The organism is Mesorhizobium sp. CU3, from assembly GCF_006442965.1.
Classification (GTDB): domain Bacteria; phylum Pseudomonadota; class Alphaproteobacteria; order Rhizobiales; family Rhizobiaceae; genus Mesorhizobium.
In genome coordinates, this window is the sequence record NZ_VFWX01000021.1 from 107,501 (window position 1) to 129,554 (window position 22,054).

Annotated in this window: 24 protein-coding genes; 14 read left to right on the top strand and 10 right to left on the bottom strand. The window is 65.0% G+C overall.

The genetic code is table 11. From position 1 onward, the window contains the following. Positions 1 to 11 precede the first annotated feature (11 nt). On the bottom strand, positions 12 to 404 hold the full coding sequence (locus FJ988_RS26610) for a hypothetical protein (protein WP_140821593.1): 393 nt from the start codon (positions 402 to 404) through the stop codon (positions 12 to 14). A gap of 470 nt (positions 405 to 874) precedes the next feature. Here FJ988_RS26610 and FJ988_RS26615 point away from each other — a divergent pair, with 470 nt between their 5' ends. Together FJ988_RS26615 and soxR are read left to right on the top strand one after the other, a co-directional pair. Continuing rightward, positions 875 to 1,333, top strand: coding sequence for a tRNA (cytidine(34)-2'-O)-methyltransferase (locus tag FJ988_RS26615; RefSeq protein ID WP_140821595.1), 459 nt, complete (start codon positions 875 to 877; stop codon positions 1,331 to 1,333). 144 nt (positions 1,334 to 1,477) lie between these two features. After that, a complete protein-coding gene (gene soxR / locus FJ988_RS26620; RefSeq protein ID WP_140821597.1) occupies positions 1,478 to 1,921 on the top strand; it encodes a redox-sensitive transcriptional activator SoxR in 444 nt (147 codons plus the stop codon). A gap of 153 nt (positions 1,922 to 2,074) precedes the next feature. Here soxR and FJ988_RS26625 read toward each other — a convergent pair whose 3' ends face one another. Further along, positions 2,075 to 2,332: a hypothetical protein gene (locus tag FJ988_RS26625; protein WP_140821599.1), complete on the bottom strand. Its 258-nt coding sequence runs from the start codon at positions 2,330 to 2,332 to the stop codon at positions 2,075 to 2,077. Positions 2,333 to 2,452: 120 nt separating this feature from the next. Between FJ988_RS26625 and hemF the strand changes: the two genes are divergently transcribed. From hemF to FJ988_RS26650, 5 genes are all read left to right on the top strand, one after another. Continuing rightward, positions 2,453 to 3,367, top strand: coding sequence for an oxygen-dependent coproporphyrinogen oxidase (gene hemF, locus FJ988_RS26630; RefSeq protein ID WP_140821601.1), 915 nt, complete (start codon positions 2,453 to 2,455; stop codon positions 3,365 to 3,367). A gap of 265 nt (positions 3,368 to 3,632) precedes the next feature. Beyond that, positions 3,633 to 3,893: a DUF1344 domain-containing protein gene (locus tag FJ988_RS26635; protein WP_140821603.1), complete on the top strand. Its 261-nt coding sequence runs from the start codon at positions 3,633 to 3,635 to the stop codon at positions 3,891 to 3,893. Between the two features lie 288 nt (positions 3,894 to 4,181). Then, positions 4,182 to 4,367, top strand: a complete 186-nt coding sequence (locus FJ988_RS26640) for a DUF1059 domain-containing protein (RefSeq protein WP_140821605.1) — start codon at positions 4,182 to 4,184, stop codon at positions 4,365 to 4,367. Positions 4,368 to 4,582: 215 nt separating this feature from the next. Next, on the top strand, positions 4,583 to 5,179 hold the full coding sequence (locus tag FJ988_RS26645; RefSeq protein WP_246688663.1) for a hypothetical protein: 597 nt from the start codon (positions 4,583 to 4,585) through the stop codon (positions 5,177 to 5,179). 86 nt (positions 5,180 to 5,265) lie between these two features. Beyond that, positions 5,266 to 6,240: a S8 family serine peptidase gene (locus FJ988_RS26650; protein WP_246688664.1), complete on the top strand. Its 975-nt coding sequence runs from the start codon at positions 5,266 to 5,268 to the stop codon at positions 6,238 to 6,240. A gap of 6 nt (positions 6,241 to 6,246) precedes the next feature. Here FJ988_RS26650 and FJ988_RS26655 read toward each other — a convergent pair whose 3' ends face one another. Genes FJ988_RS26655 through FJ988_RS26665 form a run of 3 tightly spaced genes read right to left on the bottom strand, consistent with a single transcriptional unit; the run spans position 6,247 to position 8,785 of the window. Further along, positions 6,247 to 7,512: a CCA tRNA nucleotidyltransferase gene (locus tag FJ988_RS26655; RefSeq protein WP_140821609.1), complete on the bottom strand. Its 1,266-nt coding sequence runs from the start codon at positions 7,510 to 7,512 to the stop codon at positions 6,247 to 6,249. Next, entirely contained in the window at positions 7,509 to 8,141 is a 633-nt protein-coding gene (locus FJ988_RS26660; RefSeq protein WP_140821611.1) for a CoA pyrophosphatase, read from the bottom strand. The genes FJ988_RS26655 and FJ988_RS26660 overlap by 4 nt, the downstream gene beginning before the upstream one ends. After that, positions 8,141 to 8,785 (bottom strand): DUF1285 domain-containing protein, encoded by a 645-nt coding sequence (locus FJ988_RS26665; RefSeq protein WP_140821642.1) that lies wholly within the window; start codon positions 8,783 to 8,785, stop codon positions 8,141 to 8,143. The genes FJ988_RS26660 and FJ988_RS26665 overlap by 1 nt, the downstream gene beginning before the upstream one ends. A gap of 154 nt (positions 8,786 to 8,939) precedes the next feature. Here FJ988_RS26665 and FJ988_RS26670 point away from each other — a divergent pair, with 154 nt between their 5' ends. Genes FJ988_RS26670 through FJ988_RS26685 form a run of 4 tightly spaced genes read left to right on the top strand, consistent with a single transcriptional unit; the run spans position 8,940 to position 15,789 of the window. Beyond that, positions 8,940 to 9,944 carry a MoxR family ATPase gene (locus tag FJ988_RS26670; RefSeq protein ID WP_140821613.1) on the top strand — a complete coding sequence of 335 codons (1,005 nt, stop codon included), beginning with the start codon at positions 8,940 to 8,942 and terminating at the stop codon, positions 9,942 to 9,944. Beyond that, positions 9,944 to 10,885 carry a DUF58 domain-containing protein gene (locus FJ988_RS26675; RefSeq protein ID WP_140821615.1) on the top strand — a complete coding sequence of 314 codons (942 nt, stop codon included), beginning with the start codon at positions 9,944 to 9,946 and terminating at the stop codon, positions 10,883 to 10,885. The genes FJ988_RS26670 and FJ988_RS26675 overlap by 1 nt, the downstream gene beginning before the upstream one ends. Continuing rightward, positions 10,882 to 13,698 carry a DUF4159 domain-containing protein gene (locus FJ988_RS26680; protein WP_140821617.1) on the top strand — a complete coding sequence of 939 codons (2,817 nt, stop codon included), beginning with the start codon at positions 10,882 to 10,884 and terminating at the stop codon, positions 13,696 to 13,698. Before FJ988_RS26675 ends, FJ988_RS26680 begins: the two co-directional genes overlap by 4 nt. A 3-nt stretch (positions 13,699 to 13,701) precedes the next feature. Next, positions 13,702 to 15,789 carry a hypothetical protein gene (locus tag FJ988_RS26685; protein WP_140821619.1) on the top strand — a complete coding sequence of 696 codons (2,088 nt, stop codon included), beginning with the start codon at positions 13,702 to 13,704 and terminating at the stop codon, positions 15,787 to 15,789. A gap of 167 nt (positions 15,790 to 15,956) precedes the next feature. On the opposite strand, the gene clpS is transcribed toward FJ988_RS26685, so the two are convergent. The 4 genes from clpS to FJ988_RS26710 form a co-directional block, all read right to left on the bottom strand. Then, positions 15,957 to 16,262: an ATP-dependent Clp protease adapter ClpS gene (gene clpS, locus FJ988_RS26690; RefSeq protein WP_140821621.1), complete on the bottom strand. Its 306-nt coding sequence runs from the start codon at positions 16,260 to 16,262 to the stop codon at positions 15,957 to 15,959. Positions 16,263 to 16,500: 238 nt separating this feature from the next. Next, the gene (locus FJ988_RS26700) at positions 16,501 to 16,818 is read right to left on the bottom strand and encodes a hypothetical protein (RefSeq protein WP_140821623.1); all 318 of its coding nucleotides are present in this window, start codon (positions 16,816 to 16,818) and stop codon (positions 16,501 to 16,503) included. 147 nt (positions 16,819 to 16,965) lie between these two features. After that, positions 16,966 to 17,208: a hypothetical protein gene (locus FJ988_RS26705; RefSeq protein ID WP_140821625.1), complete on the bottom strand. Its 243-nt coding sequence runs from the start codon at positions 17,206 to 17,208 to the stop codon at positions 16,966 to 16,968. A 38-nt stretch (positions 17,209 to 17,246) separates the two neighbouring features. Next, positions 17,247 to 17,591, bottom strand: coding sequence for a hypothetical protein (locus FJ988_RS26710; protein ID WP_140821627.1), 345 nt, complete (start codon positions 17,589 to 17,591; stop codon positions 17,247 to 17,249). Positions 17,592 to 17,828: 237 nt separating this feature from the next. Here FJ988_RS26710 and FJ988_RS26715 point away from each other — a divergent pair, with 237 nt between their 5' ends. From FJ988_RS26715 to FJ988_RS26725, 3 genes are all read left to right on the top strand, one after another. Next, a complete protein-coding gene (locus tag FJ988_RS26715; RefSeq protein WP_140821629.1) occupies positions 17,829 to 18,545 on the top strand; it encodes a response regulator in 717 nt (238 codons plus the stop codon). After that, positions 18,542 to 19,951 (top strand): ATP-binding protein, encoded by a 1,410-nt coding sequence (locus tag FJ988_RS26720; RefSeq protein ID WP_140821630.1) that lies wholly within the window; start codon positions 18,542 to 18,544, stop codon positions 19,949 to 19,951. Before FJ988_RS26715 ends, FJ988_RS26720 begins: the two co-directional genes overlap by 4 nt. A gap of 152 nt (positions 19,952 to 20,103) precedes the next feature. Continuing rightward, on the top strand, positions 20,104 to 20,478 hold the full coding sequence (locus FJ988_RS26725) for a YciI family protein (protein WP_140821632.1): 375 nt from the start codon (positions 20,104 to 20,106) through the stop codon (positions 20,476 to 20,478). Positions 20,479 to 20,494: 16 nt separating this feature from the next. On the opposite strand, the gene FJ988_RS26730 is transcribed toward FJ988_RS26725, so the two are convergent. Next, a complete protein-coding gene (locus tag FJ988_RS26730) occupies positions 20,495 to 21,976 on the bottom strand; it encodes a pyridoxal-dependent decarboxylase (RefSeq protein ID WP_140821634.1) in 1,482 nt (493 codons plus the stop codon). Positions 21,977 to 22,054: the final 78 nt, after the last annotated feature.

Consider the following 22,054-nt stretch of genomic DNA (forward strand, 5'->3'; position numbering starts at 1 on the left):
TGTCTGTGCGCTCACGCGGCGCGGGATTGATGGGCAAGGCTTTTCGGCCGCGCATCGGCGCGGGCCGACGACACGGAATCATCCGGACCGTCGGCCCTGCTTCGCGCAATATAGGGGTTCGCGGGCTTTTCGCCGACAGGCTCGTTCGATGACGCCGCGGTGTCGACAACTCGGAACCTCGCGCCCGGCCGTATCATTCGGACGATGCGGCGCAGCAGCGAGGGCCGGCTGGGGTCAGGCACGGCGCGCGAGAAATCGACGTCCGGCAGCATGCCGCGATGCGGCCTGCGGCGCGTCTCGGCATGCACCGCCGACGAGTAGGTCTCGCCGATCAGCAGCGCCCAGGTCGCCGCCTTGCGCTCGTGCAGGTTTCTGGTGCCCGGTATTTTGTAGGGATCGAACATCGGTCCATCCTCCATGTGCAGATGCGATAGAAACGGTGACGCGAAATCGGCCGCCGGCATTCGGCCGGAGGCGCGCATCAAATCGGTCGGGTCATAGCGCCAGGCGTCAGTGCGGACATGACGCGAAGCGTCGGTCCCGGCACGTTCGGCTGGGGCGCTTGGCCCCTTTGGCAGTTTGGAAAACATCGCAAGATTCCTTCGAAGGCCGAAAACTGGGTTCGGCGGGAATCGGTGCGATGAGGACTTAAAGTGTCAGAAGAATCGTCGTACCGAGACCGCCGTCGGGCTTACAAAGCCCCGGGAGAGGTGCTGGATGTGCATGGTCATCATGTGGTCCCCCTCCATCGGTTCGGGTTGACGATGATGGGCATATACTCGACTTCGCAGAAAAGGGCCACCCGCCAGTCCAGAAATCGCCGAAAGCGGGAGACGTCTGTGGCCGATCTGCCACTTATTAGAAGGATGCGGAAATGAACGATCGTCTCCGCATCGCGCTCTACCAACCGGATATCGCCGGCAACACCGGGACAATCCTGCGCTTCGCCGCCTGCCTCGACCTTGCCGTCGACATCGTCGAGCCCGCCGGATTCCCGCTCTCCGACCGGGCGCTGAAACGGGCCGGCATGGACTATCTCGAAATGGCGGCGCTTTCCCGCCACGCCGACTGGCACGCCTTCGAGGAGTGGCGCCAGGCGAACGGGCGCCGCCTGGTGCTGCTCACCACCAAGGCCACCGGCGCCTATACGGACTTCGCCTTCGCCGCCGGCGACATCCTTCTGTTCGGCCGCGAATCCGCCGGCGTGACGCAAGAGGTTCACCAGACGGCGGATGCGCGGCTGACCATTCCGATGCGGCCGGGCGCCCGCAGCATCAATGTCGCGCTCTCCGTCGCCATGGTCGCGGGCGAAGCGCTCCGCCAGCTCGGCTAAGATCCTGCAGGCTTTCTCACTGTCCTCGACAGCCTCTCCTGCCGCCGTTTTTGTCCAGGCACACATCGCCTTCTCCTTGATTTGCCATATCGTCCATCCTTGGCTACAAGCTCAACTTAACTTGAGGTCAAGCGGGAATCTGAAATGGCTCCGGTACGGGAATTGACGGTCGGTCAGGTGGCGGTCCGCAGCGGCGTGGCGGTGTCGGCGCTGCATTTTTACGAAGCACGCGGGCTGATCCGCAGCCACCGCACCTCGGGCAACCAGCGCCGCTACAGCCGCGACGTGCTGCGCCGCGTCGCCATCATCCGCGTCGCCCAGGAGGTGGGCATCTCGCTGGCCGAAATCGCCGCAGCCTTGAAATCCCTACCCGAGGAGCGCACCCCGACGCGCGAGGACTGGAATGTTCTATCGACGACCTGGCGCGACGGGCTCGACCACAAGATCGCCCAGTTGAAGAAACTGCGCGACGGCCTCACCGACTGCATCGGCTGCGGCTGCATGTCGATCGACAAATGCCCGCTGAGGAACAAGGAGGACCGGCTAGCGCAGGAGGGGACAGGCGCAAGGCGGCTGGTGGTGCGCTGACGGCCTGGCGCCAAGGTGCATTGAGATTCAGGTCAGGCCGAGTCGAAAATGGTGGCTTCAGAGAACCGGAGCGGAGCGTACTTAAGTACGTGAGCACCGGAAGCGCAGGAAGCCGCCGTTTGCAGGCCGGCCTCACCTGAATATCAATGCACCTTAGTCAGCCGCCGGCAGGCGCCGCATGGTAAACTCGATCACATCGCCCGGGCGTTCGAACCAGCTTTCGATCTCGGTCCAATAGGCCTGTTTCGGGAAGCGCTCGAACCATTCCTTCGCCTTGAGGCGCGCCGCTGGTCGCGGCAGCACGAAGGTCTCGCGCAAAAAACCGTCGCGCGGATTTGTCTCGCGCTCGGCCCGCGAGCGCTCCAGCCTCTTCCTCAAGCCATCCAGCGGCGGTCTTGCCGGGGTGCGCACGAAGGAACTCCTTTGCACCTGGATCAGACGGGACTTGACCCTTGCCCTCAAGAGATTAGGGATCGCGCGCGGAAAAAACGAGTCATTTGTCGGGCAAGCAGCCTGTGACTGGAGACGGAATTGGAACGACCTGACCTTCCCGTGGGGCTGCCGGCCGATATCGAGCAAAAGAAGATGAAGGCCCGCCTCTGGTTCGAGGCTTTGCGCGAGCGCATCTGCGGCACCTTCGAGCGGATCGAGCAGGATCTTGCCGGGCCGCTGGCGGACTGGTCGCCCGGCCGTTTCGAGAAGACGCCCTGGGAGCGCGACCAGGGCAAGGGCGGCGGCGGCATCATGTCGATGATGCGCGGCCGGGTCTTCGAAAAGGTCGGGGTGCACACGTCGACCGTCCATGGCGAGTTTTCGCCCGAGTTCCGCAAGCAGATCCCCGGCGCCGAGGAGGACCCGCGGTTCTGGGCGAGCGGCATCTCGCTGATCGCGCATCCCTGGAACCCCAACGTGCCGGCTGTGCACATGAACACGCGCATGGTGGTCACCACGCGCCACTGGTTCGGCGGCGGCGCCGACCTGACGCCGGTGCTCGACCGCCGCCGTACCCAGGACGATCCCGATACGGTGGCCTTCCACCGCGCCATGCAGTTCGCCTGCGAGAAGAATGCCGCGGTCGCCGACTATCCGAAATTCAAGGCCTGGTGTGACGAGTATTTCTTCCTAGCCCATCGCGACGAGCCGCGCGGCATCGGCGGCATCTTCTTCGACTGGCTGCATTCGGAGGAGGACAAGGGCGGCTGGAACGCCGATCTCAATTTCGTCCAGGATGTCGGGCGGTCGTTCCTCGTCGTCTACAATCACCTGGTGCGCGGCAATTTCAACGAGAACTGGACCGATGACGATCGCAACGAACAGCTCATCCGCCGCGGCCGTTACGTCGAATTCAACTTGCTTCACGATCGCGGCACCATCTTCGGCCTGAAGACCGGCGGCAATGTCGCCTCGATCCTCTCCAGCCTGCCGCCCGAGGTGAAGTGGCCATAACAATGCCGTGAGCAGGACAATGGCCGCATTGAGGTCCCATTCGCCGAATCTTGACCGGCAATGTGGCGGGGCGGATTTCTTTTTCGTCTAATATCCTTCTGAAAGAATTACATTATTTAAGGTCGCCGGGTCGGGAAGCGCCGGCGGTTCATCTCCCATGGGCCGTGACCCGACGCGACTTGACGGCCCTGATCGAGAGGGGTGCCTTCCCGGAGCGAGCTTTCATCTCGCTCTCCGGGCGCCCGCAATTTCAGGAGAGCATGCCATGCGCAAGCTTATTGTGACGGCAGCAGCCGCTGCCTTTCTCGCCTCCGGCGGCGCCGCCTTCGCCGCAGTCAAGCACAAGACCGGCACGGTCAAGAGTTTTGACGGAACAGCCATGAGCCTGGTTCTGGACGACGGATCGACCTTCACTCTGTCCAAGGCCTTCAAGGATCCCGGCATCCAGGCCGGCGAGAAGGTCCGCGTCTCCTGGGACATGAGCGGCAAGAACAAGGTTGCCGAAGCGGTCAAGATCATGAAGTAGCCCGGAGCAATTCCAGGAAAAGCCTAGCGGTTTTCCGTCCGGAATTGCGTCAAAGCCATAGGCCCTAGGTCCAGTTCTCAGGCGGCAGGAAAGGCGGGGCACAGTGCCTCGCCTTTCTTTTTGAACCGCACAAACGGACGTCGATGCAACCGAACCGGCCGACACGTGTTATGATAATCCGATAGACCGACTGGGGAGAAGTTGGCCGCCACTTCCCCGAAGCTGCCAAGAAACATCAGGGGCGGCCGTCCGGAAGCCGAACCGTCCCGCACTATGAAAGGAAGAGCCATGAAGGAATTCCAATGCGGATCGCTGGTCCCGGGATGCGAGTGGCACACACGCGCCGATGAGGAAGCGGAGGTCATGCGTCGCGCCGTCGAGCACATGCGCGAGACGCATGGAGAGACCGTAATCCGCGAAACGATGATCGAGGCGATCCGTTCGCGCATCCAGAAGGTTCGCGACGCCGCCTGAACAAGACGGACCATTGCTCGAACCCGTTGCGATGGCTGGCTTTCGCGGAAGAGCCCGTCGCTCTCCGCGAACCCCTTGATTTTTCAGAAATACTTATATTCGAATCGGCTTATTTAAGTCCGCGGTAACGGACTTCATGCCACCGTCGCCCGAACAATCCGGCTGCGGAGCTGTCCGATAGAGATGGTCACCCGCCGACCGGAGACTGAGGGGGCGTGGTGGTTTCGCGCACGCGCGAAAAATCCGGCGGAAAAGGCGGCTTGCGCGCGCTGGCGCAGCTTTTGCTGTGCGCGTTGCTCGGCGTGTCGCCGGCGGCTGCGCAGGAATGGACCACATCGCTGGTCGATATCCACCAGGGCTCCCCGCTCAGCGACCGTGCCAGAGGCCTCGGCAATGGCGGCTACGAGCTGCAGAATGGCACCTGGGTCTCGTTCAGCCAGTGGTACCACGCAAGTTGGGTCGATATGCATGTCGATCTCATCACCCAGATCACCGAAAACACCGGCATCCTGTGGGGCTTCGGGACCGGGGAACACGGCGACAAATACAGCGTCGAGCCGAGCCTCAAAATCGGCTTTCTCACCCAGATCCATCCGAACCCGAACAGCACGCTTTCGCTGTCCGTAACCTCGATGATCGGCGGAAACCTGACCGAAAAGCCGTGCGTGGCCGACTACGGCGATCTGGGCACCTACAGCGTCAACTGCCGGCTCGCGGCGGGTGAGATGGCGCCGGAAGAGACACTGAAATACCTCGTCAACGCCAGGCCGGAGAGCATGCGTCTCTGGCTGAATTACCGTCTCGTTTTCTGAATGCCAGGAGGCCGCAAATGAAGAATTCGTCCCGCCCTGAAATGCGCGCTCGCCCGTCCGGGTTCTTCCACGACCGGAGCAGGAGCATGAAATTTGGCCTTGCCGCCGTCCTTGTTGCGCTGTCGGCGCCGATCGCGGCCGCGGAGGAAGGCCTCGATGCGGACGAGACCGCCGCGCTCTGCCACGGCGGTGGCGGATCCATCTGCGTCAGCGCGACGATGCCGATGGCGACGACGCAAGCGGTGCAGGGTCTGCAAAGCTGGATGAGCTCCGACGTCGGCGCCGCATGGGCGGCCGGCTACAAGGGCAAGGGCGTCACCATCACCATCGTCGACGATTTCAGCAGTTCGTCGCGCTTTTCCGGCAATTTCGGTCTCGGCACCCAGTATCAGCGGCACGGCGAATGGACCCGGCAGGAGGCGAGCATGATCGCGCCGCTGGCGACGATAAGGTCGAAGGACTTCAGCACCGGCACGTCGGTCCCGCTGGCGTCGGGCCTGAACGTGCTGAATTTGAGCTACGGCATGTACGCAAAATCGGGCTACAGCACGAGCCAGATCGGCTGGGCCCCAGAGGAAGCTTCGATCATCAACTATGCCGCCAAGGGACTGGCCGTCGTGTCGAAGGCCGCCGGCAACGACGCGGTCGCCGTCGGCGGTGTGGTGAACGGCCAGCAGGATTATCTCGACCTCGCTTTGGTCGGCAAGGCATCGGCGATCTTCGTCGGCGCACTGTCTTCGAACGGCACGACGTCGAACAAGGCCCAGCTTGCATGGTATTCGAACTACGCCGGCTCGAACACGCAGGTGCAGAGCCATTTCCTCGTGGTCGGCGTAACCGGCGATAAGACGGGCCTCTACGGCACGTCCTTCGCCGCGCCGATCATCTCCGGCTATGCCGCCATCATCGGCAGCAAGTTCACCAAGGCGAGCGCCACCCAGATCACCAACGATCTGCTCAACACGGCGCGCACCGATACGCTGGTCAACTACAATCCCGCCGTCTACGGCAAAGGCGAGGCGAGCCTTTCGCGCGCCCTGGCCCCCGTCGCGATCAAGTGACGTCGATCAGCTTTCGAGGGCTTGCGTGGCGCGCTCGAGCAGCGCGCCGCGTTCCAGCGTGAAGCCGGACTCGACCCATTCCTTCTCGAGATTCTTCAAAATCGCGCCGAGCTTCGGACCGGGCGACGCGCCAAGTTCGGTCAGGTCGGCGCCCTTGATCGGAAACACCGGCTTTTCCCATCTGGACGTGAAATTGATGAGGCGTGAGAAGCCGCCGGCATCCATCATCGCCTGATTGTCTTCGACGGCCCGTGTCCGCGCGCCGGCGAGCGCAAGCCGCAACCGATCGAGGAAACCGTCCCGGTCGCCGAAATAGAGCTTTTTCGCCAGTTCTGTCTCGGTCGTCCTGGGTTCAGGCAGCGAAGTCAGCGCCCAATGCTTGAGGCGCTCCCCCTCACCTGTCGAAAATCGCAGCCGCTCGGCGAGCGTCTTCATGCGCGCTGCGTCGGGTGGCACTATCGCTTCCAGCCTGAGCATCGGATCGGCGGCCCAGCCGAGGTGCTTCTCGGTCTTGACCAGCCCGTGGATAGCGTCGATCCCCCATTTTTCGCTCTCCGGCAGGACTGCCGTGAGCACGCCGGCCTGGCGCATCCACAGTAGCGCACGTGATGGGTCCGACGCGGAAAGCAATTTCTTCAGCTCCGACCAGACGCGCTCGGCCGAAAGCTGGGCAAGTCCGTCCTTCAGCCTGGCGCAGGCCTTCAGGCCTTCGGCATTGGGCCGGCCATCGCCATACCAGGCGAAGAAGCGAAAGAAGCGCAGGATGCGCAAGAAATCCTCGCGGATGCGCGCTTCGGCGTCGCCGATGAAGCGCAGCTGCCGCGCCTCGATATCGGCAATGCCGCCGACGAGGTCGATAACCGTGCCGTCGGCTTCGGCGTATAGCGCATTGATGGTGAAGTCGCGCCGCTCGGCGTCCGCTTTCCAGTCGCGCCCGAAGATCACCTTGGCCCGCCGTCCATCGGTCTCGATGTCGGCGCGCAGCGTCGTGACCTCATAGGGTTTGCCGCCGGCGACAACGGTGATCGTGCCATGCTCGATACCGGTCGGCACCGTCTTGAAGCCGGCCGCCTCGGCGCGGCGGATGGTTTCCTCGGGCACCGTCGTGGCGGCGATGTCTACATCCGCCACCGGCTGGCCGAGCAGCGTGTTGCGCACGGCGCCGCCGGCCACGCGCGCTTCCTCGCCGCCCTCCTTCAATACGGCGAGCAGCAACTGCAGGTGCTTGTCCTGCAGCCAATCGGCGCCCAGCAGAATGACATCAGCGCTCACCCATAGAGCCTTTCATAGAGCGTGCGGACGATGCCGGCGGTGACGCCCCAGATGCGCTGGTCGCCATAGGGCATGTCGTAGAAGACCCATTCGAGGTCGTTCCACATGCGGCTGTCACGCTTGTGGTTGGCAGGGTCCATCAGGAACCCGAGCGGCACCTCGAAGGCGGCGTCGACCTCATCGGCGTTGAGCGTCAGTGAAAACCCGGGGCGCACCACCGAAAGCACCGGCACGATCCGATAGCCGCTGCCGGAGACATAGTCCGGCATGCGGCCGACGATTTCTATGTAGTCGCGCGCGAGCCCGATCTCCTCGAAGGTCTCGCGCAACGCCGTCCCTTCTGGCCCGGAATCGGTTGGATCGATGGTCCCGCCGGGAAAGGCCACCTGCCCGGAATGGCTGCGTAGCTTCTCCGCGCGCTTGGTGAGCAGCACCGTGGCGCCCTCGGCGTGATCGACGACCGGGATCAGCACCGCCGCGTCGCGCAACGGCTTGATGTGCGTGAGCCTCGGATGTCCCGGATTGAAGCGATGGTCGCCGAAATCGTCGCCGGGGACGATCGCCGCCTGCGCCGCGACACGCGCCCGAAAATCGGCAATCGAGAACGGCGCCGGCGTCACCTGGTCCATCACGCGCTCAGCCGTTTCAGCTTCTCGGCCGGCATGATCGGATAGACCTCGCCGCCCGAGCGCACGGCAAACATCGTTCTGCCGTCGATGTCGATCTCCTCGCCGTGCTCGACCAGTTCATACATGACCGGCCGTGCCACCAGCGCCTCCAGCCGCCCGCGCACCAGGAGATATGGTTTCAAGCCCCCGGTCGCTTCCTCGTCGACGAAGCGCAGCGGATGGCCGGGCCCGGCTTCGACGACGTCGCCGACATTGGTGCGGAAGGTGATGATCTGGTCGTCGCCGGCCCCGGACACATTCATCTCGACGGCGATGAAAGCCGCATCGGCGACGCGGATGCCGACCCGCTCGACCGGCGTAACCAGATAGGTCTTGCCGTCGGCATCCTTGCGCAGCACACTCGAAAAAAGCTGCACCAGCGGCATGCGGCCGATCGGCGTACCGAGATAGAACCAGGTGCCGTCGGCCTTGATCTCCATGTCGAGATCGCCGCAGAAATCCGGATTCCAGCGCTCGACCGGAGCCGGCCCCTTGCCGGCGCGCGCCGCGCGCGAGATCAGCGCTTCCAGCCCGCGCGCCTCGGTGGCGCTGGTCAGGCTATGTTCGCTCAGGCTTTGTTCACGATGTTCGCTGCGTTCGGCCATGGTCACGAAATAGTCACTGTTGTCCCGATTGTCAGCCTTGTCGGCCTAAGTCTGTGATTTAAGTTCGAATGTAGGGGCCAGGCGGGGCCGAATCGCGGCATTCTGCAACATTGAGAATGCAGGCCGATATTTCCAACCACAAGGATCGAGCGGCATGAGCGTGATGATCAAGGAGAGCCCGATCGGCGAAAAGGCGATGATCGAGGAGGCCGAGAAGGCGCTTGCCGACATCTCCAGGGTCCGCGACGCGGTCGGCCGGGTGATCTTCGGCCAGGAAGCCGTGGTCGAGCGCGCGCTGGTAGCGCTGCTGGCCGGCAGCCATGCGCTGCTGGTCGGCGTGCCGGGCCTCGCCAAGACCAAGCTGGTCGAGACGCTCGGCATCGTGCTCGGCCTCGATTCGCGCCGCGTCCAATTCACGCCCGACCTGATGCCGTCGGACATCCTCGGTTCCGAAGTGATGGAGCAGGACGAGTTCGGCAAGCGCTCCTTCCGCTTCATTTCCGGGCCGATCTTCACGCAATTGCTGATGGCCGACGAGATCAACCGCGCCTCGCCGCGCACGCAATCGGCGCTGCTCCAGGCCATGCAGGAGTATCACGTCACCATTGCCGGCGTCCGCCACGACCTGCCCTCGCCTTTCCACGTGCTGGCGACGCAGAACCCGCTGGAGCAGGAAGGCACCTATCCGTTGCCCGAAGCGCAGCTCGACCGCTTCCTCATGCAGGTCGACATTCTCTACCCGGAGATCGAGGCCGAGCGCCGCATCCTGCTCGAGACTACCGGCGTCGACGAGGCCAAGGCCGATAATGTGCTGCAGCCGGCCAGATTGCGGGAAATCCAGACGCTAATCCGGCGCATGCCGGTGCCGGAAAGCGTCGTCGAGGCGATCCTCAAGCTGGTGCGCTCGGCGCGTCCGGGACAGGGCAATGCCGAAACAGACAAGCATGTCGCCTGGGGCCCTGGTCCTCGCGCCAGCCAGGCGCTCACCCTGTGCGCCCGCGCCCGCGCGCTGTATGATGGAAGATTGGCGCCTTCGGTCGACGACATCCGCGCTTTGGCCGAGCCGGTGCTGCAGCATCGCATGGCGCTGACTTTCGCCGCCCGCGCCGAAGGCACCTCGGTGCGCGACGTGGTGGCGAAACTGGCAAAAGGCATCTGATGGGTCGAATAGGCGAGGTCCAGGCACCGGTAGCGACGCGCGACGCGCTCGCCCGTGGCCGGTTGCGGGCCTCACTGGTCCCCGATCTGCTGGTAGAGGCGCGCCGCATCGTCAACACGGTGATCGCCGGCTGGCACGGCCGCCGCAAGCGCGGCATCGGCGAGAATTTCTGGCAGTTCCGGCCCTATGTCGAAGGCGATTCCTCGCGAATCGACTGGCGCCGCTCGGCCCGCGACGACCACACCTATGTGCGCGATCGCGAATGGGAAGCCGCCCATACCGTCTGGCTCTGGGCCGACCCCTCGCCTTCGATGCTCTATAAATCCGCCGGCGCCGGCGTTTCCAAGGAATCGCGCGCGCTGGTACTGACACTTGCCATGGCCGAGCTTCTGTCGCGCAGCGGCGAGCGCATTGCCTGGCCGGGCCTGACCGATCCTTTCACGGCGCGCAACGGCGCCGAGCGCATCGCAGCCCAGCTCAGCCATGCCGCCGCATTGCCGGCCAAGCCCGATCTGTCTGCCATCCGCCGCTTCTGCGACATCGTCATCGTCAGCGACTTCCTCGATCCGGTCGAGGAAACCATGGCCTGGCTCGACGTGCTCGCGCGGCACGGCGTGCGCGCCCATCTGATCGAGGTCGCCGACCCGGCCGAGGAGACCTTCCCCTATGCCGGCCGCACCGAGTTCACCGATCCCGAGACCGGCGACAAGCTGACCGCCGGCCGCGCCGAGACGCTCGCCGAGGAATACCGCCTGCTTTACCGGGCGCGCCGCGAGGAACTGGCCGGCTGGTGCAAGCGGCTGGGCTGGAGTTTTACGGTCAATCACACCGACCGCCTCGCCTCCGACGCGCTGGTTCGCGTCCATATGGCGATGACCGCTGACGGCAGCCACGGCAGACTGACCGCTGCCAGCGGTCATGCCGGAAAGGCGGTCGCATGAGCTGGCTGCCGCTTTCCTTCGGCGCACCGATGGTTCTGTGGGGCCTACTGGCGCTGCCGGTGATCTGGTGGCTGCTCAGGCTCACCCCGCCAAAGCCGCAGACGGAGGTCTTTCCGCCGCTGAAGATCCTTGCTCGCGTGCTGAGGCGCGAGGAGACGCCGCAGCAGAGCCCCTGGTGGCTGACGCTGCTTCGGCTGCTGATGGCGGCGCTTATCGTGATGGCGCTGGCCGAGCCGGTCTTCAACCCGCGCGAAAAGCTGCCAGCGGAAGGCTCGGCCCTGGCGCTGGTCATCGACAATGACTGGGCAAGTGCTGCCGATTGGGGCAAGCGCGTCGCCACCGCCGAGCGGCTGATCGCCGATGCCGGCTCGAACGGCGTCCCGGTGGTCATCGCCTTCACCGCCGAAAAACCCAATGCCGAGATCGGCCCGTTCGACGCGTCGGCCGCGCTCGACCGGTTGCGCGCCGCCAAGCCGCGGCCGATCCCCACCGACCGGCCGGCGGTCTATGCCCGCGTCGCCGCCACGCTCGAGCGCCTGCCCGGCGCTGCCGTGGCCGTGCTGGCCGACGGGCTTGCCGCCAATGGCGACGAGGCGGCGTTCAAGACGCTGCTCGAAAAGAACGCCTCGCGGCTGGTCTGGGTCACCGCCGATCGGCTTTCGCTGACCGGCCTGATCGGCGCAGACAACCAGGTCGACGGCTTCGCGCTGACGGCCATCCGCACGCCGGGCGATCCGGCGCCGGCGCAGGTCACCGCCGGCGCCTTCGACGACAAGGGCCGCCGCATCGCCGATGCGACGCTGACCTTCGCGCCGGGCGAAGCCACCGCCACCGGCACGATGACGGTGCCCTTCGAATTGCGCAACGACTTCGCCTCCATCGCGCTCGACGGCGAGCATCAGGCAGGCGCCGTGCGCGTGCTTGACGAAAGCTCCAAGCGCCGCCGCGTCGGGCTCCTGTCGCAGGCAGAAGCCGACCAGGCGCAGCCGCTTTTGTCGCCGCTCTATTACATCCGCCGCGCGCTTCAGCCTTTCGCCGATCTGGTCGAGCCGTCGAGCGCCGATCTGGCGGACGCCATCCCGCAGCTTCTCGACCAGAAGCCGGCGATGATCATCATGGCCGATGTCGGCACCATTCCCGAACAGGTCCGGCAGCGGCTGGTCGACTGGGTCAACAATGGCGGCACGCTGGTGCGCTTTGCCGGCCCGCGCCTTGCCGCCGCCGGCAATGACGACGACCTTCTGCCGGTGCGCCTGCGCAGCGGCGAGCGGGCGCTCGGCGGCGCGCTGTCCTGGACAAGCCCGCAGGCCGTCACCGAATTCCCGAAGAACGGCCCATTTGCCGATCTCTCCCCACCGTCGGAAGTGACGGTGAGCAGGCAGGTCCTGGCCGAGCCGACGCCGGACATCGTCGAGCGCACCTGGGCAACGCTTGCCGACGGCACGCCGCTGGTCACCGGCGCAAAGAAGGACAAGGGCACGCTGGTGCTGTTCCATGTCACGCCCGAGGCGACCTGGTCGAACCTGCCGATCTCCGGCAGCTTCGTCGAGATGCTGCGGCGCGTCGTGCAATTGTCGCGCAACCAGGGCGCGGCCGTCGCCAATGCCGAAGCCAAGGCGACATCGCTGGCGCCTTACCGCATGATCGGCGCCGACGGCACGCTGACGCCCCCCTCGCCCGATGCGCGGCCGCTGGTGCCGGGTGCCGGCCTGCTGCCGGTAACGCTGGAAAATCCGCCCGGGCTTTACGGCTCGGAGACCGGCGTCTTCGCCCATAACCTGCTCAACGCCGCGAGCACCTTTGCCCCACTCGCCCGTCCGCAGGTCTCGTTGCCGGTGACCGCCATTCCCTACGCCTTCGACGAATCGGAGAACCTCAAGGGACCGCTGGTGGCCCTGGCGCTGCTCTTGATGGCGCTCGACACGCTGGCCGTGTTCTGGATGGGCGGGCTGTTGTCGCGCCGGCCGCGCCGCGCCGCGGTGGCGACCGCCGCCGTGATGCTTGCGCTCGGCGCCCTGCTCGGCCATGCCGACCTAGCACGCGCCGACGACGCCAAACCGGGCGACGCGCAGGCGATCGAGGACATCTCGAAGACCCGCATCGCCTATGTGATCACCGGCGAGCCCGGCGTCGATTCGATCAGCCGCGCCGGCCTGGAAGGCCTGACCCGCTTCCTGATCGAGAAGACGGCGCTGGAGCCCGGCCCGCCGGCCGGCGTCGATATCGCCAAGGACGAGCTCTCCTTCTTCCCGCTGATCTACTGGCCGATCGACGCCAGCGCGCCGATGCCGAGCCAGGCAGCGATCGCCCGCATCGATGCCTATATGCAGCAAGGCGGCACGGTGCTGTTCGACACGCGCGACCAGTTCTCCAACGGCATCGGCGCCACCGGGGCGAGCCCCGCGACCGAAAGGCTGCGCGACATCCTCGCCAACCTCAACGTGCCGCCGCTGGAACCCGTGCCGTCGGACCACGTGCTGACGAAATCCTTTTTCATCCTTCCGGAGTTTCCCGGCCGCTTCAACGGCAGCCCACTCTGGGTCGAGGCCTCGCTCGATGCCAGCAACACCGAGAACCGTCCCGTGCGCACCGGCGACGGCGTCTCGCCGATCATGATCACCGCCAATGACTTCGCCGGCGCCTGGGCCGTCGACGAAAACGGCGATCCGCTGCTGCCGACGGTGCCGCCGGACCCGATGCAGCGCGTCTATGCGCTGCGCGCCGGCGTCAACATCATGATGTATATGCTGACCGGCAACTACAAATCCGACCAGGTGCATGTGCCCGTGCTGCTCGAACGGCTGGGGCAGTAGCGCATGAACTGGTCGCTCTCCTTCGAACCCCTCGTCTCCTGGCCCCTGTTCGGCCTGCTCTTGGTGCCGCTGCTTTTGCTTGCGCTGGCCGGCCTGTGGTTCCGCCAGCGCGGCTCGGTGCTGCGCCTGGTCGCGCTGCTGGCGCTTGCCGCGGCGTTGCTCAATCCGGTGTTCCTCGCCGAGGAACGCGATGCGCTGAAGAGCGTCGTTGCCCTCATCGTCGACCGCAGCCAGAGCCAGGATATCGGCGACCGCGCCAAGCAGACCGATGAGGCGCTGGCCGGCATGCAGGAGCGGCTCGCCCGCTTCAAGCAGTTCGACGTGCGCGTCGTCGAGGCCGGCAAGTCGGATGCTGCCGACGAGCGCACCGAAACGAAGCTGTTCGGCGCGCTGGAAGGCGCCTTCCGCGACGTTCCGCCCTCGCGCATCGGCGGCGCGATCATGATCACCGACGGCGAGGTGCATGACACGCCCTCCGGTCCGCCGGAGTTCAACGCGCCGCTGCATGCGCTCATCACCGGCCACGAGCATGAGAAGGACCGCCGCATCCGCTTCGAGAACGCGCCGCGCTTCGGCCTCGTCGGCAAGCCGCTCGAGATGACCTATCGCGTCCTTTCGACGGAAGGCGACGGCGCGCCGGTGGATGTGCGGGTCTCGGTCAACGGCGAGCAGGTCTCGGTCGAGCATGCCACCATCGGCCAGCCGATGAAGCTCGAGGTCGCCATCCCCAATGCCGGCCGCAACATCGTCCAGCTCGGCATAGACCGCGAGGAAGGCGAGCTCACCGACGCAAACAACCGCGCCATCGCGCTGGTCGACGGCATCCGCGAGAACCTGCGCGTCCTGCTCGTCTCCGGCGAGCCGCATGCCGGCGAGCGGACCTGGCGCAATCTGTTGAAGTCGGACGCCTCGGTCGATCTCGTCCACTTCACCATCCTGCGTCCGCCGGAAAAGCAGGACGGCACGCCGATCAACGAATTGTCGCTGATCGCCTTTCCGACGCGCGAGCTGTTCGTCGAGAAGATCAAGGATTTCGACCTGATCATCTTCGACCGCTACCAGCACCGCGACGTGCTGCCGATCCTCTATTACGACTACATCTCCGAATATGTCGAAAAGGGCGGCGCGCTGCTGATCGCCGCCGGCCCCGAATATGCCGGCGAGAACTCGATCGCGCGCACGCCGCTGAACGGCGCGCTGCCGGCCATGCCGACCGGAGAAGTGGTGGACAAGGCCTTCTATCCGCGCCTGACCGAACTCGGCCAGCGCCATCCGGTGACGCGCGGGCTCGACGGCTCGGCCAGCGAGCCGCCGCATTGGAGCCGCTGGTTCCGCACCATCGGCGTCAAGAATCCGGAAGGCGAAGTGGTCATGAAAGGCGCCGACGACCGGCCGCTGCTCCTGCTCGACCGCAAGGGCGAAGGCCGCGTCGGCATGCTGCTCTCCGACCAGGGCTGGTTGTGGGCGCGCGGCTTCGAGGGCGGCGGCCCGCATGTCCAGCTCTACCGGCGCATCGCCCACTGGCTGATGAAGGAGCCGGAGCTGGAAGAAGAGCGCCTGACCGCCGACGGCCGCGGCATGATGCTGGAGATCCGCCGCCAGACGATGAGCGACGATCCGGGCGTTGCCCAGGTCATCACGCCGACCGGCAAGGCGGTTTCGGTGAAGCTCGAAAAGTCGGAGCCCGGCGTTTTCACCGGCAGCCTGCAGGTGAACGAGATCGGCCTTTACCAGGTCGGCAATGGCGACCTCACCGCGCTCGCCCATGTCGGCCCGATCAACGCGCCGGAATTCGCCGATGTGGTTTCGACCGAAGACAAGCTCAAGGCGCCGGCAGAGGCGACCGGCGGCAGCGTGCGCCGCCTCGCGCCGTCCTCGACGCTTGGCAACCTCACCGGCGGCGTAAGCCTGCCCTCGATCGTGCCGGTCCGCTCCTCGGCCGCCGCCTCGGGCGACGACTGGATCGGCCTGCGCACAACGGATGACAGCGCGCTGAAAGCCGTGTCGCGCGTGCCCCTGTTCGGCGGCTTCCTCGGCCTCGGCCTGCTGCTCCTGGCGATGGGCTCGATGTGGTATCGCGAAGGGCGCTAGCTCTCTCCTTCGCCCCGTTTACGGGGAGAAGGTGCCCGAAGGGCGGATGAGGGGCAGCGCCAACGCCTACAATTAGAGATCAGCGCTTGCCTCACCCCTCACCCTGCGCGGCCGGCAAAGCCGGCCTCGCTGTCCCTCTCCCCGTAAACGGGGCGAGGGAGCGAGCCCTACTCCTCCGGCTCGACGGTAAACAGCAGCGGGTAGCCCTTGGCCTTGCCGGCGTCGGTCGCCCGCGTCGCCTTGGTTTCGGCGACATCCTTGATGAACACAGCGACGACGCAGACGCCGCGCGTATGGGCGGTGATCATGACGCGGTGCGCCTGGTCTTCGCTGAGCTTGAACTCGCCTTTGAGCACCGTGACGACGAATTCGCGCGGCGTGAAATCGTCATTGATCAAGATGACCTTGTAGAGCTTCGGCCGCTCGGTCTTCGGCTGCGTCTTGGTGCGAGGTTTGACGACGGTTTCGGGCATCGGAATCCACCAGCGATGGACTGGGTTTTCACTTCAATTTGTCACGCAGAAACGCGCTCGTCCATTTGTCCGCGAAACAGCGACGGGACCCGGCCGATGATCTTTATGTGGGGAAGCGCTGGCTGCCGGTCAACGGCCCTAAAGCGCGTCGCGTTGAAAGGGATTCAGGCGACGCGCTTTAGGTCTTTTTTATGCATGTCGTTCTCCCAAAACCGGGGCCACTTTTGGGCGACATGCATTAGCGCCCGGCCGTGCGCGACCTGCCGGAGCCGCCATCGTCAACCCCCGATCCGCGCTCGAGGAGCGCAAAAAGCACCCAGCCGACAAAGCTTAGGACCGTCGCGCCGGTCAGCACGATCAGGAACCAGGACTGCGCCGGCGTGATGTAATCGAAGCTGGACGTAATCAGCGGCGCGAAGAGTTCGGGCTCGGTCCTGCCGCTGGCGGGATCCGGCACGGGGCTGGCGGTGAAGATGATCAAAGCGCGCGCCGCCGCGGTGGCGATCAGGCCGCCGAGTGTCAGCGAACGCATAAGGAACGAAAACCGCTTCTTCATGCGGATTGTCCTACAGCACCGGCATTGCAATCAGGTTAAGGGTCAAAACGCGGGCGGAAACAGCCGGTCTGGGCCTCTCGCGCGCGTAAGCCGCTCCGGCCGCTAACGGCCGGAACGGCTTTGCAAGATTGGATGCCGAAGCCTGGATCAGGTCTTCGGAGCGTCCTTCTTGTCGGTCTTCTTGACGACCTTCTTGGTAGCCTTGTGCTTCTTGGCGACCTTCTTGACTTTCTTCACCGGCTTGGCGGTGGCGTCGGCAGCCGGAGCGGTCGTGGTCGTCGTCGAAGCAGCCGGAGCGGTCGTCGTAGCAGTGGCGGCGTTGCCGAGAGCCGGCATGGCGAAAGCGAGAGCAACACCGAGGCCGAGGGCGGAGAGGATGGACTTCTTCATGGCTTCATTTCCTTTTTCGTGCGGGTCGGGGATGAGCGTCACTGAACGGGATCGATCGGTGTCACTCCAAGCAGCTTCAAAGCGTTTGCGAGCATCCGGATACCCTGAGCCTGTTTCTTGGCGGCGCAGAACCGGTTTCCCTTTCTTTGCAGTGCTTTTGCCGCGGTGACCTGCGTTGCCGCGGCATGGGTTTCGAGGGCTTCGTCAACTTGACGGTTGAGATCGGTGCAGCGCTCGGCCCGGGTAAGCGGAGGGGTGACCTTTGCAGCGACCGCGACCTTTGCAGGGGCCGTGGCCTTGGCGGGGGTAGAGGTGCCGGCTGCTGCTGTGATGAGCGACATGCTGAGCAAAGCACCCATCACGCTGATCCAGAACCTCTGCATTGGTCTTGTCCGTTACTCCGGAAACTTGCGTCGCAGCCATCACCTGACCGCCACGCTATCGGTTATGGCCTTGAAACTTTTCACCAGTTTTTCCCGACTGTAGAATTTTGTTTCTGGATTGTTTCTGGGGACTGGGGCCACCGTGGCGATTGCGCCTACTGGCCAAGATGTAGCCCGAATTCTATCGTGAGGGTGATCGGCAAAGGGATGCCCGGCTAACAGAATCATAGGTTTCGAGTGAAATCGGACGCACACATACTGATCGTCGACGACGACAAGGGCATACGCGACCTGCTGCAGGAGTTCTTCCAGAAGCGCGGGATGCACACGACGGTGGCCGGCGACGGCACCGAGATGGAAGCGATCCTGCGCCGCACGCCGGTCGATCTGATCATTCTCGACGTGATGCTGCCGGGCAAAAGCGGCCTCGAGCTGTGCCGCGAGATCCGCGCCAACTACACGACGCCGATCATCATGCTGACCGCGGTGACCGAAACGACGGACCGCGTCGTCGGCCTCGAAATGGGCGCCGACGACTATGTGCCGAAACCCTTCGACCCGCGCGAATTACTGGCCCGCATCCGCGCCGTGCTGAGGCGCAACGGCGCCGCCGAGCCGCGCCGCCCCGTCGCCAAGCAAATTTACCGCTTCGCCGGCTGGACGATGGACTGCGCCCGTCGCCGCCTGACGGCGCCCGACGACGTGCGGGTGGAACTGACGATGGCCGAGTTCAACCTGTTGCAGACCCTCGTCAAGAGCGCAGGACGCGTCCTGACCCGCGAGCAACTGATCGAGCTCTCCGGCGGCGACACCGGCTACAGCTTCGACCGCAGCGTCGACATCCTTGTCAGCCGATTGCGCCGCAAGATGGAAGACGACCCCAAGACGCCGAAACTGATCCTCACGGTCCGCAGCGGCGGCTATCAATTCCTGCCCGAGACCACCACCGAATGAGACGGCTGCTGCCGCAGACCCTGCCTGTCTGGGTGCTGCTGATCGTCATTGCCGGCCTGATGATCAGCCAGGTCGCGACGCTCTATATCGTCGCGCGCGACCGCGCCGCGTCGAACGACGTCGTGGATCTCTACCGCCTGAACGACCGCGCCTTTTCCCTGGTCCAGCTGATGCATGACGCCACGCCCGAAGAGCGCAAGGCGACCGCATCCGGATTGTTCAACGCGACCTATGCGCTGACCGTTTCGGACACGCCCGCCGTCACCTCCTCGATCGCCGGCGACGACGAGCTTGCCGAATTGGAGGATATCCTGGTCGGTCGCCTGTCGAAGTTCGGCATCACCGACGCGCGCGTGCGGCGCGATCCCGCGACGCAGGAAGCGGATGTGCCGGACGGCGAAGCGCCCAACAAGGATGTCGGCCAGGTCGAGCGCGACCTGCTCGTGCTGGCGGCCGATTTCGCCCAGAGCGACAAGCTGACCGCCTCGTTACGCTTCTCCGACGGGCAATGGCTGAACTTCACCGAGCCGATCACCCCGCCCGGACCGATTCTGAGCCTCGACAGCCTGCCGCTCTATTCGCTGATCGCCGGCCTGGTCATCATCATGTCGATCTGGTCGCTGCGCCGGCTGACCGCGCCCTACCGGATGATGGAAACGGCGGTCAAGCGCATCGGCAACGACCTGAAAAGCCCGCCGATAGCCGAAAGCGGCAGCCGCGAGATCCGCGCCGCGGCCAAGGCGATCAACGCCATGCAGATGCGGCTGCGCGACTATGTCGAGGACCGCGAGCATCTGGCGGCGGCGCTCGCGCATGACTTGCGCACCCCGCTAACCCGCATGCGCCTGCGCCTCGAACTCCTGCGCAGGTCACCTGCGCGCGAGGCGCTTGCGCATGATCTCGCCGACATCGAAAGCATCGCGAGTTCCGTCATCGACTTCGCCAAATTCGAGGTGACCGAGGAGAAGGACGAGCGCATCGATTTCTGGTCGCTGGTGGAATCGGTCGCCGACGGCTTCGGGGACGCGTCTTTCGAAGACGATGCGACACCCTCGCGCGGCCTGATCTGCTTCGCCCGACCGGTGGCGCTGCGCCGCTGCATCACCAATCTCGTCCAGAACGCCGTAACCTACGGCAAGAAAGCGCATCTCAACGTCAGGCGTTCCGGCGATGTCATCACGCTGTCGATCCGCGACGAGGGTCCCGGCATCCCGCAGGCCAAGCTCGATTCGGTTTTCGGCTCCTTCGTGCGCCTGGAGGAATCGCGCAACCGCACCACCGGTGGCCTCGGCCTCGGCCTGACCATTGCCCGCAACATCGCGCGCGGCGCGGGCGGCGAGATCAACCTCTCCAATTATCCCGGCGGCGGCCTGCTGACCGAGCTTCGCCTGCCTGTGGCAACTTGAGTCAGCAACCGGCGCGCTCACCCGCAGCGCCACTGGATCGCTGGAACCATCCTTGTGATAGTGCGGCCCGCCTGGAGCAATTCCAGGAAAAGTGTGAGCGGTTTTCCGTCCGGAATTGCGCAGAGCAAGAAGATTCACGAGGAAAAGCAGCTATGTTTTACGCCGTCCTTGCCTATCACGTCGAAGACACCGTCCAGTCTTGGTCGCCCGACGAGGACGCGGCGCTGATGGAGGACCTGCTGCAGGTCAACACCAGGCTGACCCAGGAGGGCAAGCTTGGACCGGCGGCAAGGCTTGGCCCGACGGCGGAAGCGGTTACGCTGCGCGGCCCGGCCGACGCCATGGTGATCGATGGTCCGTTCGCGGAGACCAAGGAGCAGTTGCTGGGCCTCTATGTGCTGAACTGCGCGAGCCTGGATGAGGCGGTCGCCGCCGCGCGTGATCTCAAACGCGTCAACCCCACCGCCGTCTACGAAATCCGGCCGATCATGCTTTATCGCCCGGGTGCTACGCTACCGACCGGTTGAGATACGGCCGCACGCTTCATAACGGTGTCGCGGCGGTCTCGATTTCCCTTCCCAGCCGCAGCATCTCGCGCACCAGCAGGTCGAGGTCCTCGCGGCGCGTGCGGTGGTTGGCGATCGCCACCCTCAAGCAATGCTGCCCATGTACAGTCGTATCCGACAGCACCGCGATGCCTCCTTCCTGCAGCCGCAGCATGATCTCGGTGTTGAACGCCTTGAGCCGTTCCTCGGACGCGCCTTCCGGCTTGTAGCGAAAGGAGACGATGTTGACCGTGGTCGGTGCCGTCAGCTCGAACGCCGGTTCAGCCTCGATCAATCCGGTGAGGTAATGCGCCTGGACGATATTCTGGTCGATCAGCCGGCCGAATTTCTCGACCCCATGCTCCTTCAGCGCCATCCAGATCTTCAGCGCGCGAAAACCGCGCGACGTCTGCAGGCCGTAGTCGTGCAACCATTCGCCCGAGGCAAGGCCGCGCGGCGCCGATTCCAGATATTCGGGCGTCACGGCAAAAGTGTCGCGATGAGCCGAAGCGTCGCGCACCAGCGCACAGCCCGCCTCGAAGGGCGCGTGCAGCCATTTGTGCGGATCGAGCGCGATCGAATCCGCCTGCTCTATGCCGGCGACGAGCGACCGGTTTTGCGGCGCAATCGCGATCAGCGCGCCGATGCAGCCATCGACGTGGAACCACATGTCTTCCTCGGCTGCCAGCGCCGCCAGCGCGGGCAGATCGTCGATGGCGCCGGTGTTGACGGTGCCGGCGGTGCCGATGATGCAGGCCGGCTTGAAGCCCGCCTCGCGATCCTCGACGATCGCCCTCTTGAGCGCGTCGATGTCGATGCGCAAGCCTGTGTCGGTCGGAATGCGCCGCAGCGCCTTGTTGCCGAGACCGAGCGCCTCCATCGCCTTGCGATGGCAGGAATGGACCTGGTCGGAGGCGTAGTAGCGCAGCGGCTTCGGCATGGCGCCGACGCCGCGCTCCCTGATATCGGCGTCCGCCTTGACGTTACGCGCCACGGTGAGCCCGATGATGTTGGCCATCGAACCGCCGCTGACCAGCGTGCCGCTGGCCGAGGCCGGAAAGCCCAGCATCTCCTTCAGCCAGTTGACCACCTGGCTGTCCATCAATGCCGCGGCGTGGTTGCCACCGCCGAGATTGGAGCCCTGGATCGCGGCCAGGAAATCGCCGAGCGCGCCGGTGAAATTGCTTGAGCCCATATACCAGGCCCAGAAGCGCGGATGGGTGTTGCCCATAGGATAGGGCATGAGATTGCGCGAAACCTCGTCATAGACCGCCGCCGGCGGCATCGGTCCGTCCGGCAAGGGCGTCTTGAAAAATGCGCGCACATCGTCCGGCATGGCGCGCCAGGCCGGACGTTCACGCACGTCGCGCAGATAGCCGACGGCCTCGTCGACGATCCGGCGCGACAGCGCCAGCATGTCGGTCCAGTCTCCGGGGTCGAGCGTTTCATCGGCGGCGGTCGTATCCCGAAAACTATCCATTGGAGTCTCCTCTCGACCCGCGGCCGAGTCATGCGCAAAAAGCGACGCCCCCAAGGAAGGGCGGCGGCGCCGATTTTT

Coding starts and splice junctions, on each gene's coding strand:
- FJ988_RS26680 (WP_140821617.1), top strand. CDS start 10,882: ATGAGCTGGCTGCCGCTTTCCTTCGGCGCACCGATGGTTCTGTGGGGC.
- FJ988_RS26670 (WP_140821613.1), top strand. CDS start 8,940: ATGAGCGTGATGATCAAGGAGAGCCCGATCGGCGAAAAGGCGATGATC.
- FJ988_RS26705 (WP_140821625.1), bottom strand. CDS start 17,208: ATGAAGAAGTCCATCCTCTCCGCCCTCGGCCTCGGTGTTGCTCTCGCT.
- FJ988_RS26635 (WP_140821603.1), top strand. CDS start 3,633: ATGCGCAAGCTTATTGTGACGGCAGCAGCCGCTGCCTTTCTCGCCTCC.
- FJ988_RS26610 (WP_140821593.1), bottom strand. CDS start 404: ATGTTCGATCCCTACAAAATACCGGGCACCAGAAACCTGCACGAGCGC.
- FJ988_RS26725 (WP_140821632.1), top strand. CDS start 20,104: ATGTTTTACGCCGTCCTTGCCTATCACGTCGAAGACACCGTCCAGTCT.
- FJ988_RS26665 (WP_140821642.1), bottom strand. CDS start 8,785: ATGGCCGAACGCAGCGAACATCGTGAACAAAGCCTGAGCGAACATAGC.
- FJ988_RS26660 (WP_140821611.1), bottom strand. CDS start 8,141: ATGGACCAGGTGACGCCGGCGCCGTTCTCGATTGCCGATTTTCGGGCG.
- soxR (WP_140821597.1), top strand. CDS start 1,478: ATGGCTCCGGTACGGGAATTGACGGTCGGTCAGGTGGCGGTCCGCAGC.
- clpS (WP_140821621.1), bottom strand. CDS start 16,262: ATGCCCGAAACCGTCGTCAAACCTCGCACCAAGACGCAGCCGAAGACC.
- FJ988_RS26685 (WP_140821619.1), top strand. CDS start 13,702: ATGAACTGGTCGCTCTCCTTCGAACCCCTCGTCTCCTGGCCCCTGTTC.
- FJ988_RS26730 (WP_140821634.1), bottom strand. CDS start 21,976: ATGGATAGTTTTCGGGATACGACCGCCGCCGATGAAACGCTCGACCCC.
- FJ988_RS26720 (WP_140821630.1), top strand. CDS start 18,542: ATGAGACGGCTGCTGCCGCAGACCCTGCCTGTCTGGGTGCTGCTGATC.
- FJ988_RS26700 (WP_140821623.1), bottom strand. CDS start 16,818: ATGAAGAAGCGGTTTTCGTTCCTTATGCGTTCGCTGACACTCGGCGGC.
- FJ988_RS26675 (WP_140821615.1), top strand. CDS start 9,944: ATGGGTCGAATAGGCGAGGTCCAGGCACCGGTAGCGACGCGCGACGCG.
- FJ988_RS26640 (WP_140821605.1), top strand. CDS start 4,182: ATGAAGGAATTCCAATGCGGATCGCTGGTCCCGGGATGCGAGTGGCAC.
- FJ988_RS26615 (WP_140821595.1), top strand. CDS start 875: ATGAACGATCGTCTCCGCATCGCGCTCTACCAACCGGATATCGCCGGC.
- FJ988_RS26650 (WP_246688664.1), top strand. CDS start 5,266: ATGAAATTTGGCCTTGCCGCCGTCCTTGTTGCGCTGTCGGCGCCGATC.
- FJ988_RS26710 (WP_140821627.1), bottom strand. CDS start 17,591: ATGCAGAGGTTCTGGATCAGCGTGATGGGTGCTTTGCTCAGCATGTCG.